Origin of the sequence: uncultured Bacteroides sp. (assembly GCF_905207245.1) — a bacterium.
Taxonomy (GTDB): Bacteria; Bacteroidota; Bacteroidia; order Bacteroidales; family Bacteroidaceae; genus Bacteroides.
The window spans coordinates 1-19,965 of sequence record NZ_CAJLKP010000097.1 but is presented as its reverse complement, the minus strand read 5'-3'; the positions used below and the strand labels follow the sequence as shown (position 1 = coordinate 19,965).

General features: G+C 44.1%; 13 protein-coding genes. 5 read left to right on the top strand and 8 right to left on the bottom strand.

Going from position 1 to position 19,965, the window contains the following annotated elements:
- From QZ135_RS21560 to QZ135_RS21535, 6 genes are all read right to left on the bottom strand, one after another.
- A partial coding sequence (locus QZ135_RS21560; RefSeq protein ID WP_294614389.1) for a RagB/SusD family nutrient uptake outer membrane protein occupies nucleotides 1-1,344 on the bottom strand: 1,344 nt, incomplete at its 3' end.
- Between the two features lie 23 nt (nucleotides 1,345-1,367).
- A complete protein-coding gene (locus QZ135_RS21555) occupies nucleotides 1,368-4,730 on the bottom strand; it encodes a TonB-dependent receptor (protein ID WP_294614386.1) in 3,363 nt (1,120 codons plus the stop codon).
- A 38-nt stretch (nucleotides 4,731-4,768) separates the two neighbouring features.
- Nucleotides 4,769-6,004, bottom strand: coding sequence for a DUF4959 domain-containing protein (locus QZ135_RS21550; protein WP_294614383.1), 1,236 nt, complete (start codon nucleotides 6,002-6,004; stop codon nucleotides 4,769-4,771).
- A 39-nt stretch (nucleotides 6,005-6,043) separates the two neighbouring features.
- On the bottom strand, nucleotides 6,044-6,559 hold the full coding sequence (locus QZ135_RS21545) for a sigma-70 family RNA polymerase sigma factor (protein WP_294614380.1): 516 nt from the start codon (nucleotides 6,557-6,559) through the stop codon (nucleotides 6,044-6,046).
- 378 nt (nucleotides 6,560-6,937) lie between these two features.
- Complete coding sequence (locus tag QZ135_RS21540) at nucleotides 6,938-9,724, bottom strand: two-component regulator propeller domain-containing protein (protein WP_294614377.1); 2,787 nt, start codon at nucleotides 9,722-9,724, stop codon at nucleotides 6,938-6,940.
- 295 nt (nucleotides 9,725-10,019) lie between these two features.
- Nucleotides 10,020-12,770 carry a heparinase II/III family protein gene (locus tag QZ135_RS21535; protein ID WP_294614374.1) on the bottom strand — a complete coding sequence of 917 codons (2,751 nt, stop codon included), beginning with the start codon at nucleotides 12,768-12,770 and terminating at the stop codon, nucleotides 10,020-10,022.
- Nucleotides 12,771-12,931: 161 nt separating this feature from the next.
- Between QZ135_RS21535 and nrfH the strand changes: the two genes are divergently transcribed.
- Genes nrfH through QZ135_RS21510 form a run of 5 tightly spaced genes read left to right on the top strand, consistent with a single transcriptional unit; the run spans nucleotide 12,932 to nucleotide 18,353 of the window.
- Nucleotides 12,932-13,522 (top strand): cytochrome c nitrite reductase small subunit, encoded by a 591-nt coding sequence (nrfH, locus tag QZ135_RS21530; RefSeq protein ID WP_195209308.1) that lies wholly within the window; start codon nucleotides 12,932-12,934, stop codon nucleotides 13,520-13,522.
- A 21-nt stretch (nucleotides 13,523-13,543) separates the two neighbouring features.
- Nucleotides 13,544-15,025, top strand: coding sequence for an ammonia-forming cytochrome c nitrite reductase (gene nrfA, locus QZ135_RS21525; protein ID WP_294614370.1), 1,482 nt, complete (start codon nucleotides 13,544-13,546; stop codon nucleotides 15,023-15,025).
- A gap of 9 nt (nucleotides 15,026-15,034) precedes the next feature.
- Nucleotides 15,035-16,267: a cytochrome c biogenesis protein ResB gene (locus QZ135_RS21520; RefSeq protein WP_294614368.1), complete on the top strand. Its 1,233-nt coding sequence runs from the start codon at nucleotides 15,035-15,037 to the stop codon at nucleotides 16,265-16,267.
- On the top strand, nucleotides 16,264-17,055 hold the full coding sequence (ccsA, locus tag QZ135_RS21515; RefSeq protein ID WP_294614366.1) for a cytochrome c biogenesis protein CcsA: 792 nt from the start codon (nucleotides 16,264-16,266) through the stop codon (nucleotides 17,053-17,055). The genes QZ135_RS21520 and ccsA overlap by 4 nt, the downstream gene beginning before the upstream one ends.
- A gap of 8 nt (nucleotides 17,056-17,063) precedes the next feature.
- Nucleotides 17,064-18,353: an alginate export family protein gene (locus QZ135_RS21510; protein ID WP_294614363.1), complete on the top strand. Its 1,290-nt coding sequence runs from the start codon at nucleotides 17,064-17,066 to the stop codon at nucleotides 18,351-18,353.
- 50 nt (nucleotides 18,354-18,403) lie between these two features.
- Here QZ135_RS21510 and QZ135_RS21505 read toward each other — a convergent pair whose 3' ends face one another.
- Nucleotides 18,404-19,093, bottom strand: a complete 690-nt coding sequence (locus tag QZ135_RS21505; protein ID WP_044271327.1) for a Crp/Fnr family transcriptional regulator — start codon at nucleotides 19,091-19,093, stop codon at nucleotides 18,404-18,406.
- Nucleotides 19,094-19,138: 45 nt separating this feature from the next.
- The gene (locus tag QZ135_RS21500; RefSeq protein ID WP_294614360.1) at nucleotides 19,139-19,777 is read right to left on the bottom strand and encodes a Crp/Fnr family transcriptional regulator; all 639 of its coding nucleotides are present in this window, start codon (nucleotides 19,775-19,777) and stop codon (nucleotides 19,139-19,141) included.
- Between the last annotated feature and the right edge of the window lie 188 nt (nucleotides 19,778-19,965).

The following is a 19,965-nucleotide window of genomic DNA, read 5'->3' as shown; positions in this document are numbered from 1 at the left end:
GCTGGCGGTACTGTTATTGCGAAGAGTTGGCTTAAAAACACCGCAAGAACTACTGTAAGCAGGATCCCCCGGATTATAAACTTCATCGCTTTGGGGAAAGACCGGATCCGGATAAGGTTTTCCGGTAGCGGTTAATTGACGTCCGTCTTCTACACGGCTACTCCAGAAAGTGCGGTCGGGTATATAGGTGCAACTTACAAAGCGATAATCGCGATTGCGGTATTCTCCGACAAAGGTTTCGTAACCTTCAAACTGCGGATTGTTTTGCGCGTTTGCCATGTTGCCGGTATAGCTGATGCGGATAGGCAAACCGTTACGGCATAAGAAGGATTCGCCGAACTGCTGGCTGATGGACGTTGCCAAACCGACAATGACAGTATGCGATATGTTCTTATTGGGCTTAGCAATGTTGAAATCGTACTTTCTACAAATAATGAATTCTTTGTTGGTAGCTTTTCCTTTACCCTTAAAGTTAGGAATATTACCTTCTGTATCATCAATATTGAAAAGGTAGTAGTAACTCAACGAATCGCATTCATTCCAGAGCTTGAAAGTTCCGGTTTCAGCTTCGGTAATGACGTCTTTGGCCATTGTTTGCGCTAATGTCAACAGCTCCGTTACCGAAGGGTAGCCTTCGGGTTTTGCAGTACCGGCTCCCGAATTTGTGCCATCGCCATCCAAGTCATACCCTATGCTTGGAACATATTTCTCCCATGTTCCTTCATAAAGGGCTACTCGTGCCAGGAAAGATTGCGCGGCTTCTTTACTTATCTTGCCTTTATCGGCATCCGGAATATCTTTCTCCTTCGTAAGCAGATTTACCGCTTCCTTTAAGTCGTTGATAATAAAATTGGCAACTTCATAGCGACTGTTGCGTGGAGCCTGCAATGTGGGATCGGTCAAGTCCAATGAATGGTCTGCAATAGGTACTCCGCCGTAAGTTTTTAAAAGTTTGAAGTACTGCCAGGCACGGAAGAAGTGGGCGGTTCCTACAGCATGGGATATTGCATTCTTATCTCCCGCATAAGCTTCAGCCTTTTCCAGCAGGATGTTGCAATCGCGGATTTGGCCATAAGGACCACCCCAGCTACCACTACTTTCGGGAGCAGTACCACCACCGTTGCTTCCCAGACCGGAAATATCAAGATTGCGGTCCATTGCATTGTAATCCCATCCATACAGATCGTACAAATAATAGGCAGCCTGTTCAAAATGCTCGGGAGTTTTGAAGACAATCGCCTCCGTGCCTTGTGACAAAGGTTCTTTATTAAGAAAGTCGCTGCAAGCCGACAAAGAAAAAGTCAATGCCGATGCTATAAATATTCTGTTTATTATACTTTTCATTTCTTTCGTATTTAAAGGTTAATTTAGAATGTTACGTCTACGCCAAATGAAAGCAAGCGGCTGAATGGGAAAGAGTTATTGGTTTCTTCGCCAAACTCAGGATCGTATCCGTCTTTCACCTTGGTCCATTCCCACAAATCGTCTCCTGAGAAATAGAGTCTCACTTTATTCAGTCCGGCCTTTGCCGTCCATTGTTTTGGAAGTGTATAACCTACTACCAACGATTTCAGACGGATGTATCTGTTCTTCTGCAAGCTGACATCTTTATATTGATAATTCCAAGCGTTGAAATTTTGATCACGTGAGGCAATGGTATATTCAGCACCCGTATTCTCCGGTGTCCACGTTTTACCCATATAGGTCTTGTTTTGCATCACATAGTTTGTTCTCCAAAGGTACGGTATCTGGCCTTGACGTAAAACTACTTGATTCCCCACTCCTTGGAAGAAGGCACTGACATCAATTCCTTTCCATTCCAATCCGGCTTTGATGGTGAACGTAAGATGCGGGTCTCTGTCGCCGGCATAATAGATATCATCCTTTGTAATGACACCGTCGCCATCCAAATCGACTACCTTACGAGCACCCGGACGAAGGCGGCCGGTACCTGAGTCAGCCGGAGCAGGAATGATGTTACCTGCCTTCGGTGCGGTGTGGTCTGCATTCCAATAATACATTTCATAATATGCATCTACTTCTTCCTGGGTTTGGAAAATACCGTCTGTCTGGAAGACGTAGACCGGTGAAAGCGATTTGCCTACCAGATAGTAATTCTTAGCGTTGTTATTCCAATTTTCAATACGGTCGCCACGACCCAAATTTCCCGGGAATGGAACGTTGGTCATATCCGTAAATTGTAATACTTTTGATTTGTAATCTGCCAGAGAGAAACCTAAATTGTACTTTACGCCACCAATTTGATCTCTCCAGTTCACTGTTGCTTCCCAACCTTTCGTCCGGAACTTACCATCGTTACTTTTCGGTGCACCGGCCCCCAAGATAGAAGGATAGGTAACTCCAATAAACATACCTGTATTGGTCTTCACAAAGTAATCGAATGAGCCGTTCAGTCTATGGTCCAGAAAAGCGATATCTATACCGGCATTGTGGCTCTCAATCGTTTCCCAGCTACGTTCGCCCGAACGCATACCATCCAGCTTGAATGAAGCATGGGAAGAAGGACTGACTCCCAGTACAGTACCTCCGGTTTTAATCAGTGCATAGGATTCATAGTTACCGATACCGTTTACACTACCCATCTTACCATAATTGTAGCGCAACTTCAAATTACTTAACCAAGTAAATCTCTTCATAAAATCCTCATTAGAAATAATCCAACCACCGGAAACCGAATAGAAGTTTTTCCAACGTTGTTCTTTCACCAGTTTGGACGAACCGTCACGACGTCCCAAAAATTCTACCAGATATTTACCGGCATAGTCATAATTCAAACGGGTAAGATAAGATACAAAGCCCCATGAATTTTGTTCTCCATAAGCCTCATTGTTAGTACCGCTAATCCATACATCCAAGTCCACCAAATCGGAGCCGGGATAAAGAGGTCCCATCTTACGCACTGCACCGATTCGTTTGTAAGTTTCCTGTTCAGCGGTCATACCCAACATGACCTTTACATGGTGAACATTCATAAACATACGGTCATAATTGGCAAATGCTCCTAAAGTAACATTTTCCCATTTCTTATTTTGTTCTTTTAGCGAACCGGGGCCTTGCTTGTTTCCGGTTTCTGTTCCTACCCAGTCATAATATTGTACTTTGTTTACCTGCTCCGTATAGTCTTCACGGACCATTTTATAGGCGCCGGTAGCCGAAAGGTTGAACCCTTTTACCCATTTGTTTAAGTCGAGCGTCACTTTTCCTGTGGCACGGAAAGTAGAAAGTGAAGTCGTGTTTTGACCGCCTTGCAGCAAGCCTCCGTATGGATTACGGTTTCCACTGAAAGTATCGTAAGCATCACCGTTTTCATTTAAAAAAGCCCAGAACCAAGGATCGAAATATCCGCCACCCACATCTGTACTTGGCGTTCTTTTGTCTTTTTTCTCGTAAGACATGCCGGTTTCAAACTTCAAGATGTCAATAGGCTGATAGTCTGCATTCAAGCGGGCTCCATATTTCTTTTCACCGTCTTCGGCCACTTTCAATTGTGAATTGGCGTCACTGTAGCTCAAAGAAGCTCTATATCCAAATTTTTCATCAGCTCCTGAAATACTGACTGAGTGTTTCTGTGATGTTGCCTGCCCATAAAATGCATCTAACATATAGTTTGAAGGCATCCAACTTTCAATCTTAGTCCCATTCTGTGCAAAGATGGATCTTCCTGCCCGCAAAGCATTGAACAGTTTATCATGCTTATACATCATAGGAGCACTGGTATCCGGATCAATATCGTTGTAGTTCGGTGCCCATTTACCCTCACCATTCTTTGCTACTGATTGTCCACCAAAACTTTTGAATATCCACCAATCTAAATTCTGATAAATTTCCCGCGGGTCCGTCAGTTTCGGATTACTGGCAGCCGTATCATAGTATTGTGCCTCAAAGAACATGTCCAGCCACTCCTGATTGTTTGTAAGAGGTGCCTGAATACCATCAATGGTACGGCTGATTGTACCGCTATAAGATACTTGAGCTTTGCCTTTTTTACCGCGTTTGGTAGTTACCAGGATAACACCTGATGCTGAACGTGCGCCATAAATAGCAGCCGAAGCATCTTTCAGAACGGAAATATTTTCAATATCGTTACCATCCATAGAGTTCAACTCGCTTAGTGAACCGGCAACCCCATCAATTATAATTAGTGGATCATTGCCATTCATGGAAACATCACCACGGATCTTGATTGCTGCTCCTTCGCTACCCGGACGGGTGGAACTGCGTGTCACTACCAATCCCGGGACCTCACCTTGCAAAGCCAGAGTAGTATTGGCAATACCTCTGTTCTTGAACACGTCATCACCCTTAACTTGGGAAATGGCACTGGTCAATGAAGCCTTTTTGGCCACACCATAACCGGTTACCACCACTTCGCTCAGCAGTTCGGAGTCTTCCACCAGCTTCACGTTGAAGTTCGTCTTGTCACCGATGGGGAGTTCAACTGTTTTATAACCGATGTAAGAGATAACCAATGTGCCTTTTGCATTATTCAGTACGAAATTACCGTCTATATCCGTAATCACACCGTTAGTTGTACCTTTCACCATGACATTAGCGCCTATAACCGGTTCTCCGTTGTTGTCAACAACCTTACCTCGAATGGTTCCGGCTTGTTGCACTTCCTGAGCCACTTCCGTTGCAGCATTTGCGTTATATGCAGGATAGATTACCGTCAGGCATAAAGCTGCTGCGAATATTATTCTTTTTCTCATGATATAAACTATTTGCTTAAATTATAGTATTAGATTTTTTATTCAGCGCCATAAACATTCAGGTCTGCAAGCATTGCCTGGCCTCCTGTACCTTTATGTTCTGTTCCGAAGTAGACTTTGATATATCTGGCTCTTGGGGTCGTTGATAAGCCGAAGGATTGCGGAGCATCTATATTCGGGTTAAAAGCAAATGAACCATGGTCCACCCAACTCCAACTGTCCGGATTGCCGGGATCTGCTGCACCGGCTTCAGTACAGGTGTAAATCTTCTGTCCTTTCTGACCTCTGGCATCACTTTGGCGGCGGGTCAGTTCAACGCTCGCTATGGTGACTTCTTTACCCATATCAAGGATGAACCAATGCGGATAACTTGTAGAAGGAGTTTTCCAGGAAGCATGCCAGTAAGTTTTCAGGCTACTGTCTATCATAGAAGTTACACGGCCATTTTTCAAACCGTCCTGGTTCCCTTCGCCTATAGCTTCTTGCGAACTGTAACCTATAGTGCCGTCACTGGAATTCTCATTATATCCCGGGAAAGTCCAGTTGCTACGGTCTATCTTCATAGCCGGGATGGGAGTAGCTTTTAGTGCTTTAGGTTCTGAAGCATTTTCATATTCGTCTTCTGCACTGACGTTGACGATGCATTCGCCTGTGAGAAATTCGTTATTAGCATCGGTAAGCATCACCAGTTGAGGACCTTTAGATTTAGCGGGAGCCTGGAACTTAGTTGAGCCTGCCTTGCTTGGGTCGCTTGCCGCATGAAATTCTAATGCTATTACAACCGTCGTGTTGTAGTTATTTTCGTAATCTACAAGTACTCCACCCAGTACCGGTGCAAGAGTGACGGTCTTGACAACTTCCATAAACGCGGGAGAGTCCGGTGCTTGTGAGACGTCGACGGCTCCGGAGTTATTCCCTCTTACAGAGCAGGCAAACAATGAAAAAGACTGAGGGGCAGTGTTTGCAAAACCTTTGATTGTGGCCGTTGAACCTCTTTCTTTGGAAATCAACTCATATTTCTTTTCACCTTTTGCATTCGTGTACTCAATCTTTGTGTACATGAAACTGGAACTGGCAGGGTTGGTCCAACTTAACGTAACTTCACCCGGACCAGCTTTAGTAGTTACATTGGTAACCTTTTCCGGTGCCGCATCATTAACTGAAATTCTGCCTTCTTCTTCTCCGCAGGAGCTGATTATGGCAGATAGAGAACACAAAATCACCGTAGAGAGAAGAACTCTCTTTAACGGGAACTTTAGCAAATCTTTCTTCATAAACTATAAATTTAAAATTAACACTATTATTTAATCTAATTAGATGCATTGTTTGATGAACTCCCGTATCTCCTTACGGCTGGCGAACAAATGGTTCTCAACCGTACGATGGGAGATATTCAGACTCATGGAAATTTCTAAGACGGATTTATCTTGAAAGCGATTCAGTACATAGACTTTCCTGCGTTGTTCGGAAAGCAATTGTAGTTTACGCTTTTCTAAGGATAGTAAATCCTTTGCAATAACCCGACTTTCGGTTTCATTCGTGTAGGTTACTGCATGCTCATATATATAAGAGGTTATTTCCTGTTTCTTATAGTGGCGGCGTAAGTAGTCGTTCACCAGGTTGCGGGCTATGGTGTGAATGAAATATTTCACGGTGTCCGGACGAAGCATTTTCTTGTAGTCCATTAGACGCAGAAATACGTCCTGAGATAAATCTTCGGCTTCCTCTTTACTATTTATTCTATAACATATATAGAGATAAACAGAGCGATGATAACTCGCGTAAGAGTCAGCTATCAATTGAACGGATGTCATCTTTTTGTTTTCCATGCTTTCAGACTTTGGTTACGTTTTACATTAGCGTTACGATTGCAAATATAAAAGGTAAAAAGCAGAAAATATTTTTCTATAGTGCTTAACAAATCTCATCTCATTACGTTGGACTAAATATGGAATAAGTCGCTAATATATAGTGGTTTAAGAGTTTGAGACTCATAGTGTCAACTAATAATTTGAGACTCTGGAGGATATTTAGTAGATGTATATTCAATTACTTTGCGATAACGTATAGGAAACCTGTATGGCTGTTTTAGTTTCGGATTCGATTTCTCCATGATTCCTTAGTTTATGAACACAAAAACAGCAATTATCTTTCAATATACTGAAAGATAATTGCTAAAAATCATTCAATGTACTTTAATTAGTGATTTATTTGTTATTCTTTCCGATACTCCGGATATATTCATTGGGAGTGATACCGGTAGCTTTCTTGAAGTAGCGGAAGAAAGAGGCGCGTGAACTGAAACCGCAGAGTTCGGCAAGCGCTCCCAGCGTATATTTGGAATACTCGTCTTCATTGATAAGACGTTTGAATTCCTCAATGCGGTAATCATTGATATAATCGTAATAATTACGATTCAAATGTTGATTGAATAGATAAGATAGGGTATGGGCCGATCTGCCGAGCATAGTTGCCAGGTCAGCTATTTTCAAATCGGGGTTGGTGTAGGGCTTATCACGGTGCATCAGGGTCTCCAGTTTCTCAGTCAGGTGCTGACATTCCTCTACACTTATCTTGTTGGTTTTGTATTTTACTTCAGCTGTCTTTTCTTGCTTCTCAGCTTCCTGTATTCCTTCCGATAACTGAGGTTGAATGACTTTGATTTGCTTCGCTTTTCTCTTTCGCTGATAATATATGTAGCCGATAAAAGCTAAAGCTATGGAAACAGCAATAATGCTCCATGTTTCTACAGGATAGGCAATGTGGACAACTGTACATACTTCAGAATCAGGGTTTCCGATATAACGTAACTTAAAAAGATAGTTTCCGGATGACAAATCATAATAAGTAATTTCCGACTTTCCGGTCAATATCTGCCAGTCCTCATCTTCACCTTCCAATTTATATTCATAAGTCATATAAGCCGGTTCGGTATAGGTAAAGCCGGAGAAATGAAAAGTCAGGTTGTTTTGGGAAGATTCAAGTTGTATTTCAGGAACTTTTCCACTCTCAATAACAGGATGAAGCGATTTCTTTCCGTTGACGTAAATATCTGTAATAGTCAGCGGATAAGTGTATCTTTTCATCTGATTATTTTCCTTGAAATTCATATAAATCAGACCTTTGGAATTTCCCATCCATATATTTCCCTGCTGGTCCTGTATGGGAGGGCACAATGTGAAAATAGAACTGGGAATACCATCTATGAAATTATAGGGAATAAAAGTTTCTTTCTTGTCGTAGCGGTAGAGTCCATTATTGGTTCCTATCCAGAGCCATTTTTCGTCATCTTCCAATATAAACATACCATCTTTTCCTTCCAGTTGTGTATCAGGTTGCAACCTTCTGAAACGGCTCATGGAGAGATCGGATATACACATACTGCCTTTGTCCGGCAGGAAATAAAGATTATGGTCGGAGTCTTCATATACAACTCTGATCTTTTCTTTATGAATAAAGTTTTCCGGGAAGATGTCGTTTTTTAGACTTTCGGAAGAGGGGTCCCAGATACACATGCCATTTTCCGTACAAATCCATCCTTTATGGGTGGAGTCGAAATAGATTTCATAAACATTCCCTTCAGGTAGTTTGGAGTTGGCACTGGTGTAGTGCTTGATTCTTTTTCCATCCTTATAGCAATAGAGCCCCATTGAGGTACCTATCCACAATTGGTCTTTGGCATCCGCTTTTATACTGAAAATCTGTCCCCGCATGAAAGGTTGTGGTTCATTGGGTTCGAAGTCGTGGATAGTAAGATCAGCAGGATTGAATATGTACATGCCGCCGCCGTATGTTCCGATATAGTATTTATCCTGAAATTTGTAGATACAGAAGATCATACTGGAACGCAATTCGGGAGATTTAAAGTTTTTGAAACGCCGTTGCTCTTCGTTTATGTAGAATAAACCGTCGCGGGAGCCGACTAACTTTTCATGTTCAGTGATTGCGATACTGCGGACGGGCATATCTTTGGAGTCAAAATACGGGAGATAACTGTAAGTAGAGAAAAGTCCGCTTTGGTATAAGCTATAGTCCAGTCCCAGCTGATAGAAGCCTATCCAGATGAGACCATCACGATCTACCAAAAGTGAGTACACGGAGTTGGAACGGATACTTTCTTCTTTTCCCGGTTCATGGCGGAAAGAGCGTAGAAGTTTCATTTGTTGGGTCGAAATGAAATGAACCCCGTTTCCATCGGTACCCACATACAACATATCTTTACCATCACTGGATAAGGAAGATATCACATTACAGCCTACGTCGACAAAATGCTTAAACTTATGCGTCTGTATGTCGAAACTGATGATGCCTTGCCCCATTGTACCCAGGTAAATTACGTTGCCAATGCGGGTGATATTGTTGTAAGAGCAAAAATGTTTATCCTCTACTATATTATGATAAGGGGTGATTTTCTTGTCGGCAAGTGTCAGGGAATAAAGTCCGTCGTTGGTAGCTATCCAGAGAATGCCATCTTCACTAAGATTTAGTCCGGTGATGATATTAGAGGCTGACAGGACATTGGGATCTATGAGCTTTTGTTCCAAATTCCCGTTTTTATAGATAAACAGACCGGCCTCGCTCCCTATATATAAAGTGCCTTTTCCATCAGGTAGGAGGGTGCGGACACCATAGTGTAATGTTTCGGCAGCAATTGGTTCGAGAATATCTTTTTCGGTATTTACCCGCCAAAGCCCCATACCGTTTCCCATCCATATCTGGTTGCCTTCCATTTCGGCAATGGCATTGACCCGCTTGATCTTTTCATTTGCTCCCGAAATTAGGAAATGTTTCAGGCGCGTACCGTCAAAACGTTCCAGAGAATTACCAGTACCTATCCAAACATAACCAATGGAATCTTTATAAAGTGCATTCACTACTAAGTCGGAAAGCCCTTCGGTGACGGACAATCCCCGGAATACAGAGGGGAGGGAATAGCCCGGCAGGAAGCTAAACAGTAGGAATAACAGGATGATATATTTTAATATGTTTTTCACTATATATTATATTTCGTTTCTATATATTATGTTTCTGCAAGCAAATATAAGGAAAAAGAACGAAAACGTTTAGGTTTAGAATGATAATTCAGAGGACGGGAATCCTCTGCCGATCTGTTGGTTTATGACCAAATCCGTACCAAGTCCCTGTCAAGTCCGTACCTTCTCCTTGGCTATAGACACGGAGATGATACGGACTTGACAAGGTTTTGACGGGAAGCTGATATGACCTTGATACTTTTGCTATTTCTCTTTCTAATTATATAATACAATTAATTAATCATTACATGAAATTCTACTTTAATATCTTTTCCTCCGTATTGGCTTTTAGCTGGTACGTCTTCTTTTTAATGCTGATGGTGCAATCGGCAGATGCGGTGTAATGCCATGCTCCTTTCTTGAATTCCAGTAATACATCTGCGGGAGTTTCCGCCTTGATTACTACATTCGGGGTGCTTAGCAAAGTGCCATGTCCTAAAAAGAAGGTACAATCATCGCCCTTTTTATTTCCCCATAAAGCATAGGTGGCTTGTGCACTCATTTTTCCACTGGTGCAGATATCCGTGGGATTATCTGATGACAGAATATAATCTGTGCGTCCATTTTTCTGTACCACACATATACCGGTGGCACTGTTTTCCGTTTTGCTTTTTACTTCGGGGAAGCTTACTTCGGCAATGCAGCCGGGTTCTTTTACGGATGAGGGCTCATAGATAGCGACGAACGGCCGGTTCCAGGCTTCTCCTTTCTGGCGGGCTACAAAAGTCAGGGTAGGCTGTTCTTTTATATTATATGGCATCCCCGGAGTACGGCTCAAACCTTCCGTCATGGGAGACAGGGCGGTGAAAACTTCCCGGTCCGTTTCTCCTTTCATCCACAAGTTCATTGAAATATCGTCTTTGTCGGGCATGGCAATGGTGAATGTAGCTTTTATGTCTTTGTCGGTAGTAGCCGATTTTTTATCATAGATATAAGAATAAGCATAAAGGTGAGCACCGGCAAAGGCCAGTTCCTCGGTGGGTTGCAGATTCAGGTCTGCACCGTCTGTGCCTGTCAGTGTTAGGGTTTGCCCCAGATTATGGTAGAAATAATCATGCATTTTATCACCGCCGCGTTCTTTCCGGCTGCGGAAGATATCTACATAATAACCGGTTTCCGGACCGGTAGTGACGATACTCATCATACGGGTCTGGTCGGCACGGCTTTCCGGTTCACGGAAAGAAACATCGCTATAGGTTACGGAAGTGAAAGCTTTTCCCGGTTCGGAAGAAACAGGGAAACTGGATTTAAGATCAAAGGAGTGATTACTTTTCATAACCGGGTAACTGGAAATGCCGTCTACGCATACCGTGTTATGACTGGGAAATTGAGAGTAATATTCCAGATAATCCAGCCCACTGTATGAATAGAGGCCGATTCCGGCATCGGGAGCCAGAACATATCCCTTACCATAAAGCTCCATGGATATGCCATTGGCATGCATGTGGTTTCCTTCACTGGCATTCAAGGATATCATAAGGCTGTGACGGGGATTCATTCCGTTTCGTTGTACCAGCCAGGAAACGTTCGGTGCATAGAAGAAGGGAGAGACATATTGCTCTATTTTTCCGGCTTCGATATTGGGATTCAGTTCCAATGGCTTTTCATCAAAGAAAGAATTGATAGAAACAGGGACACTTTTTTTGTTGTCTTTGGTTTTTCCCGCATCGGGATGGAAGCATTTCAGCATGGCAGTGAAATATTCTTCTTGCTCTTTCTTGCCGTTGTGCTGTGCATTTCGTATCATGCGGGATATAGGATGGGTGTTCAGATATCCCGGGTGGGTGTCGCCGAAACCACAGATCATCCGGTTGGGGAACAAATATTGCGGAGTAGCGGCTACTGCTTTAGAAAGCACTGGCATTGCTTTCACCAGGTCATAATTCAGATTCCGGTCGAAGAGGGTGGCAAAGCTGGTGTAGTCATTCAGTACTACATTGCTGTATCCGGGACATTCGGCCCAGATACCTGTCTTCGGATCGAAGCCATAATCGGCTAATTTAGTCAGACTCCATTGGCGGATACTGGAACGGTTGAGTACATAATCAATGTAATATTCGCGTCCTTTGCCATCGGCATATTGCTTGTTGTTTTCCAGTATCATACCGATATTCATGACATACCGAGCCTGCATCAGGTTCCAGTTGTTGTGAGGAACACCGTTTGCAATGATATTGTCCGCCCATTTCTTGAAAGCTCCTGCGTATATATCCATTTTGTCGGTATGCCGGGCATTCAGGTAGTCATACAGGAAATCGTAAAGGGGAACGATGTCATAAAGAATATCTTCGTGAATAACCTCGAAAGAACTCATGCCTACCAGCGTTTGCTGATGGCCGTGGTTGAGGTCGATGGGAACATTCCGGTAATAGATACCGGTCATATAGGTATCGAATACTCCGGCGGCGAGTTCTGCATATCTTTCTTCTCCGGTAAGCCAGTAAAGGAAGGCGGCATCACGGGCGATACCCATGATTTCACGGTTCAGGCTCTCGATGTTGCGTCCGGTTTTAGAAGGATGTACACTCTCCATAGGGCGGCCGGGCAAGGCGTTGTTACAGAAAGTCACATTTCCTTCCACATCGTCATCATATGGCACTACGTCTTCCAGACGGGGGCGTCCGTGGGTGGCAAATGTGCCGCGCGTACCGGTATAGCGAACGGTGGGTGCCGGTGCTTTTTCGCCTCCGGCATGGTCGAAGGTTTCACCTTTTATATATACATCCGTAGCATGAGACTTCCAATACATGGCAAGGCGTGAAAGTAACCAGTCCGGTTGGGCGTCTGTCAGGTTGGCATAAAGATCGGTGCGCCTTTTTAGTTTCTCAAATACGTCTTTTGCCCAATCTTCTTTTTCTATCAGACTCAGGGTTTCACTCTTACCGTTGCTGTTCGTCAGATAACGCGGATGGCTGTCCGGCAACTGCTGCCGGAAGGCGATTTCTACCTCCTGGGCTTGTAATATCCCTGAAAAGAGAAGGCATATCAATAAACTAAGTGCTTTCATATTCTATCAATAACATTAGGTGTTTAAAGAATATACGGATGAGGGCGGATAATTACTCAACGGAACATGACAAAGATAGCGCAAGACTATGCAAAATATGTAATCATTATTACACTTTTTTAAAAATAAAGCCCCTACTTTTGTGAAAAATACTATTTCCTATGAAGAAATTGTCATTTATAAACAGGTTTTTACCTTCGTACAAATGGAAAGTGGCTGCGATAGTTATCTGCGGTATCGTTGTGGGCGGGGGAGGCTTGTTCATGTACTTGCTGCGGGCGCATACCTACTTGGGGGATGAGCCGTCGGCATGCGTGAACTGTCATATTATGGCACCTTACTACGCTACATGGTTCCACAGTTCACATAGTCGGGATGCCACTTGCAATGATTGTCATGTTCCTCATGAGAATGCCGTAAAGAAATGGACATTCAAGGGGATGGACGGTATGAAACATGTGGCTGCTTTCCTGACAAAGAGCGAGCCGCAGGTTATCAGGGCGCATGAAGCCAGTTCAGAGGTGATTATGAATAACTGTATCCGTTGCCATACGCAGTTGAATGCGGAGTTTGTGAAAACCGGGAAAATAGATTATATGATGTCTCAGGTAGGCGAGGGTAAGGCTTGTTGGGATTGTCACCGGGATGTGCCGCATGGCGGAAGCAACTCGTTGTCATCCACTCCCAATGCACTGGTACCTTATCCCGAATCGCCCGTTCCGGGCTGGCTGCAAAAGATGCTTAAGAAATAATGAAATAAAATCAATATACTTATGGAAAAGAAATTGAAATCATGGCAAGGCTGGCTGCTGTTCGGTGGTTCGATGGTAGTCGTGTTTGTATTAGGATTATGTGTTTCCGCACTGATGGAGAGGCGGGCGGAATTAGAAAGCGTGTTCAATAACCGCAGGACTGTTATTGCAGGCATTGAAGCCCGTAATGAAGTGTTCAAAAGTGATTTCCCCCGTGAATATCAGACTTGGACGGAAACAGCGAAGACGGATTTCCAGAGTGAGTTCAATGGAAACATTGCGGTCGATGTATTGGAACAACGTCCCGAAATGGTGGTTCTGTGGGCAGGATATGCTTTCTCAAAGGACTATTCGACTCCACGTGGGCACATGCATGCGATAGAGGATATTACGGCAAGCCTTCGTACGGGTGCGCCTGCTACTCCCGAAGATGGTCCGCAACCGTCTACCTGCTGGACTTGTAAGAGTCCGGATGTTCCCCGTATGATGGAGGCTATCGGCGTGGATGCATTCTATAATAATAAGTGGGGAGCAATGGGTGATGAGATTGTAAATCCTATCGGATGTGCCGATTGCCACGAACCGGAAAATATGAACCTGCACATCAGCCGTCCGGCTTTGATCGAGGCTTTTGCACGTCAAGGCAGAGATATTACGAAAGCTACTCCGCAGGAAATGCGCTCACTGGTTTGTGCGCAGTGCCATGTGGAATATTACTTCAAGGGTGATGGCAAGTACCTGACTTTCCCTTGGGATAAAGGCTTTACTGTGGAAGATATGGAGGCTTATTATGATAATGAAGGTTTCTATGATTATATTCATAAACTGAGCCGTGCTCCGATATTGAAAGCGCAGCATCCTGATTATGAAATCTGTCAGATGGGTATCCACGGTCAGAGAGGGGTATCTTGTGCAGATTGTCACATGCCTTATAAGAGCGAAGGTGGTGTGAAATTCAGTGATCACCATATTCAAAGCCCGTTGGCGATGATAGACCGCACTTGTCAGACTTGCCATCGCGAAAGTGAAGAAACATTGCGTAACAATGTATACGAACGCCAACGTAAGGCTAACGAAATACGTAACCGTCTGGAACAGGAACTCGCCAAAGCTCATATCGAGGCTAAGTTTGCATGGGACAAGGGGGCTACGGAAGATCAGATGAAAGATGTACTTGCCCTGATTCGTCAGGCGCAGTGGCGTTGGGATTTCGGTGTGGCTTCTCACGGTGGTTCTTTCCATGCTCCGCAGGAAATCCAACGTATCCTTTCACATGGATTGGACAAGGCTATGCAGGCTCGTCTGGCTGTATCAAGAGTATTGGCTAAGCATGGTTTTACGGATGATGTGCCGATGCCAGATATTTCAACCAAAGAGAAAGCGCAACAATACATTGGCCTCGACATGGATGCAGAAAGAGCTGCTAAAGAGAAATTCTTGAAAACAACTGTACCTGCATGGCTGGAAAAAGCGAAAGCTAACGGTCGCCTGGCCCAGAAATAAAACAGAGATATGTGGATCAGACCGTGGGGATTTAAAGAAGGATGCCTGATAGACGCAGGACTGTTGATGACAGGATGGCTGCTACAGATTGCAATCGGTGAAATAGATTGGAGTCTGTTTGCCTGTCCGGTGAACATCATTGTTCTGGTTTTATATATAGCCGGAATAGTTGCCATGCACTGCCTGCGCAAGCGTGTCTATTTCTTCGGTTGGATGAGTCATTATACATCGGCTGTCTCTTCTCTTTTATGGGTGGCGGGCATTACGGTGGTGATGGGACTTATCCGTCAGGTCCCTTCCGGTCATCCGGCGGATGTGCTTGGTTTCTCACGAATGCTTTCGGCATGGCCTTTTGTATTGCTTTATATCTGGATGGTGACTGTATTGGGGCTGACTACGCTTCGTGCCGGATTTCCATTCAGATGGAAGAAACTTGCTTTCCTTTTGAATCATGCCGGGCTGTTTATTGCCCTGATTACGGCAACCTTGGGAAATGCCGATATGCAGCGGTTGAAAATGACTACCCGGATAGATAATGCCGAATGGCGTGCAATGGATGAGCACGGTAAATTGATAGAACTTCCGCTGGCCATTGAACTGAAAGACTTCACGATTGACGAGTATCCTCCGAAACTGATGCTGATTGATAATGAAACAGGCCGTACGTTGCCTGAAAAAGCACCGGAACATTTGTTGCTGGAAGAAGGTATCACGGATGGACGACTGGCCGATTGGCTGGTGACTATCCGGCAAACGATTCCCTGGGCGGCTTCTGTGGCTACGGAAGATACGGTGAAGTTTACCGAATTCCATTCGATGGGAGCCACGTATGCCGTTTATTTGCAGGCTATCAATCAGAAGACGAAAGCGGCAAAGGAGGGGTGGGTAAGTTGCGGTAGTTTTATTTTTCCATATAAGGCATTGCGTCTGGATTCGTTGACAAGCCTTATCATGCCGGAACGCGAACCGCAGCGTTTTGCATCTACAGTGAAAGTTTACACGGAAGATGGCAAACAGGTGGAAGATACGATTGCAGTGAACCATCCCCTGAATGTGGCGGGATGGAATATTTATCAATTGAGTTATGATGATACGAAAGGGCGTTGGAGCGATATCAGTGTGTTCGAACTGGTACGTGATCCGTGGTTGCCTGCTGTTTATACGGGTATTATCATGATGGTGCTGGGAGCTATCTGTCTGTTTGTCAATGCACAAAAAAGAAAAGAGGAGGACGCTGAATGACGTGGGATTATTTTGTACCGTTTTCAATTGCCGCCCTGCACTTCTGGGGATTCGGTGCCTTTGCCGCCTGGCGCGGGAGAAAACCGTATATTGTTGGCGGGCTTACCTTGATAGGGCTTGCTCTCTTCTTCTGTTTTATTGTGGGAATGTGGATTTCCCTGGAACGCCCGCCTATGCGGACCATGGGAGAAACGCGCCTGTGGTACTCTTTCTTTCTTCCACTGGCAGGACTCATCACATACAGCCGTTGGAGGTATAAGTGGATACTCAGTTTCAGTTTTATCCTATCACTGGTATTTATCTGTATCAATATCTTCAAACCGGAAATACATAACAAAACTTTGATGCCGGCTTTGCAAAGTCCGTGGTTTACGCCGCATGTCATCGTATATATGTTTGCCTATGCTATGCTGGGTGCGGCCACCGTGATGGCTATTTATCTGCTTTGGTTCAAGAAGAAGCCGATTGACAGCCGGGAGATGGACCTATGCAATAATCTGACTTATGTAGGATTGGCATTCATGACATTAGGCATGCTGTCGGGGGCTATATGGGCAAAAGAGGCGTGGGGACATTACTGGTCGTGGGACCCGAAAGAGACATGGGCGGCCGCTACGTGGTTCTCCTATCTGATTTATATACATTTCCGCCTTGGAAAACCTTTGTTATACCGTAAGGCCTTAATTTTACTTCTGATATCATTTGTTTTGCTGCAAATGTGCTGGTATGGTATAAACTATCTGCCCTCTGCACAGGGAGTCAGCATTCATACGTATAATTTAAACTGATAATCATTATGAAAACTACTTATTGGGCAATGCTTCTCATGCTTTTGCCAAGCATGGCGTATACGCAAACTACAGAAAAAGAGAATGAATTTACAATGTCCATTCAGATTAGACCTCGTGCGGAATATCGTAACGGTGCTCTGATGCCCCGTAATGAAGGAGAGAAACCTGCGGGATTCATCAATAACCGTGCACGCCTCTCTATGGAGTACAAGCGTTCTGATTTGCAAATGAAAATCTCGGCTCAGCATGTGGGGGTATGGGGACAAGATCCGCAAATTGACAAGAACGGACGTTTCATCATGAACGAGGCATGGGCTAAACTGAATTTCGGTAAAAACTTCTTTGCACAATTAGGCCGTCAGACCCTTTCGTATGATGACGAGCGCATTCTGGGCGGACTGGATTGGAACATAGCCGGACGCTATCATGATGCATTGAAACTGGGTTATGCCGATCCCAACAACCAATTGCATCTTATCCTCGCTTTCAACCAGAATGACGAGACTAAGATAGGCGGCACCTATTACGTGCAGGCCGGGGCGCAGCCTTACAAGAATATGCAGACACTCTGGTATCACTATAAATCCGATTATACTCCCTTTGATGCATCCTTACTGTTCATGAATCTGGGATTGGAAACCGGAGATGCCGCTACTAAAGAGTCTCACACCCGTTATCTGCAAACGATGGGAACTTATATCACCTACAGGGAAAATGGGTGGAATGTAGACGGCGCCTTCTATTATCAGACGGGCAAGAACCAAAATGTGCAGAAGGTATCTGCTTTCATGGCCAGCCTGCAAGTGGCTTATGCTTTCCCATACAACCTTAAACCTACTTGGACGATAGTGGCAAGCGCCGATTATCTAAGTGGAAACAGCGGTGACAGTGACAAGTATAAGGCATTCAATGTTCTGTATGGCACACATCATAAGTTTTACGGAGCTATGGATTATTTCTACGCGTCCGACTTTAAACCCGGATATGCTCCCGGCTTGTTTGACAAACGTCTGGGTTTACGTTTCCGTGCTTCCGATAAAGTGGATATGGATTTGAACTACCATCATTTCTCAACTGCGGTGAAGTTGCCGGGATTGAAGAAAGCATTAGGTTCGGAAGTCGATTATCAAATAAACTGGTCGGTGATGAAGGATGTGAAACTCTCCGCCGGATACTCCATTATGCGCGGAACGGAGACGATGGACGTTGTGAAAGGCGGCAATCATAAAAGCTGGCAAGACTGGGGATGGATATCTGTCAACATCAACCCCAGAGTGCTGTTCGTGAAGTGGTAACACAGTAGTAAGAGAGAGAATAAATGAAGGTACGTATCAGGAGAAAGCTCCTATACGTACCTTTCTAATATAGCTTCATTGAGTATCTGCACTGTCTTTCCATCCATATCGATAATTCCTTCCTTTATCATTTTATTAATTTCCTTCGATAGTGCGGGGCGGGTTACATTCAGATATTCGGCAAGGGTTGCCTGATTGTGAATGATGTTGACCGTTGAAGAATTCTTTTTCTTGTGTTCCAGCAAGTAGACAACGAAACGTTCGCGCACTGTTTTTCGTGATAGGGTTTTCAGGCGGGATACTGTGCAGACATTACAATTGCCCGTGATGCAAAGAAAGTTGTGTAATATTTTAGGTTCCTCGCTGATAAGCTTAAACATGGACTCTTTGCTGGCGGTGAGTAAGGTACTGTCTTCCATGGCGGTAAAGGTTGCCGGCAGCACTCCGTCCGAACTAAATAAATGAGGAGTGGCGAATGCACGTGCCGCAACGATATATTCTATCATGACTTCATTTCCCAATCCGTCAATAATATCTACTCGTAGTTTCCCCTCCAACAATACATATAATTTCTTGCAGAGTGTTCCTTGGGTGGCAATGATATCTTTTTTGTCGACTGAGTACAGGGAGATATCCAACCTGTCGAGCAAAGAATGCTTGATGTTAAGGGGAAGGTCACGGAACAGTGGAATCTGGAAAAGTAATTCCTGATGTTTGTCGGTTAATGTTATTTTCCTCATTATATTAGGTAGTTGGTTGTACAAAGATACGATGAAAAAGTAGAATTAAAAGTATTTCTTCGAATTCTCTTCGTCAATAAACATTTCTTTTCCTTCTATTTGTATACAACCCTCATTGCTCAATTCAGATATAGCACGTGCTAATGACGGACGGGCCACCCCCAGTATATGTGCCACTTCCTGTTGGGAACCGATGCCTCCATGCATCTTTACATAATTGAGCAATCTGGATTTCAGGCTTTGCAAGGCGAACTCGTTCAGTTTCTTGGATAGAAACAGGCTCCGGTCGGAAATCAACTTCAGGAAATTCTGCATGATGACTGGGTACTGGTGCATGAACTCCAGAAAAGCATCCTTATTCAGAATCAATACTTCCGAGGTTTCCAGGGTTTCGATATTCACCGGGAAACGGTTTTCAGAAGCGAAGATGAAAGCCGGTGCAAGGAGTTTCGGGGCACGGAGGGTCTCTATGGTGAGTTGTTTTCCTTCTGCACTGACCATTTGCGTACGCACTGTCCCATTGCATAGAATATAGAGAGAACGGTAAATATCTCCCTGCATGGCGATAAATTCTCCCGGTTTATAAGATTTAAGGGTATGTTGGTGAGAGAGAACGAACCGTAATAGCGTTTCCTCTGTTATACCTTGAAACAATGGCATCTGTAATAATATATGTGGTTCCATTCTTTTTAAGTTTTTTGTGATTGGGTGTAACATACGTGACAATTTACTTGCCGTAAACACTCCATCTTTGCACAAAGATAATGTATTTTATAACTAATGCGAATCAGTAGTTGAATTTCATTCATAACGTATTAGTTACGAGCTACCGGCTACAAGCTACAAGTAGCTGCGCTATGTTCCGAAAGGCA

Bases quoted from the DNA above. Each gene is read 5' to 3' on its own strand.
- QZ135_RS21555 (WP_294614386.1), bottom strand. From the start codon at position 4,730: ATGAGAAAAAGAATAATATTCGCAGCAGCTTTATGCCTGACGGTAATC.
- QZ135_RS21550 (WP_294614383.1), bottom strand. From the start codon at position 6,004: ATGAAGAAAGATTTGCTAAAGTTCCCGTTAAAGAGAGTTCTTCTCTCT.
- QZ135_RS21545 (WP_294614380.1), bottom strand. From the start codon at position 6,559: ATGGAAAACAAAAAGATGACATCCGTTCAATTGATAGCTGACTCTTAC.
- QZ135_RS21535 (WP_294614374.1), bottom strand. From the start codon at position 12,770: ATGAAAGCACTTAGTTTATTGATATGCCTTCTCTTTTCAGGGATATTA.
- nrfH (WP_195209308.1), top strand. From the start codon at position 12,932: ATGAAGAAATTGTCATTTATAAACAGGTTTTTACCTTCGTACAAATGG.
- nrfA (WP_294614370.1), top strand. From the start codon at position 13,544: ATGGAAAAGAAATTGAAATCATGGCAAGGCTGGCTGCTGTTCGGTGGT.
- QZ135_RS21520 (WP_294614368.1), top strand. From the start codon at position 15,035: ATGTGGATCAGACCGTGGGGATTTAAAGAAGGATGCCTGATAGACGCA.
- ccsA (WP_294614366.1), top strand. From the start codon at position 16,264: ATGACGTGGGATTATTTTGTACCGTTTTCAATTGCCGCCCTGCACTTC.
- QZ135_RS21510 (WP_294614363.1), top strand. From the start codon at position 17,064: ATGAAAACTACTTATTGGGCAATGCTTCTCATGCTTTTGCCAAGCATG.
- QZ135_RS21505 (WP_044271327.1), bottom strand. From the start codon at position 19,093: ATGAGGAAAATAACATTAACCGACAAACATCAGGAATTACTTTTCCAG.
- QZ135_RS21500 (WP_294614360.1), bottom strand. From the start codon at position 19,777: ATGGAACCACATATATTATTACAGATGCCATTGTTTCAAGGTATAACA.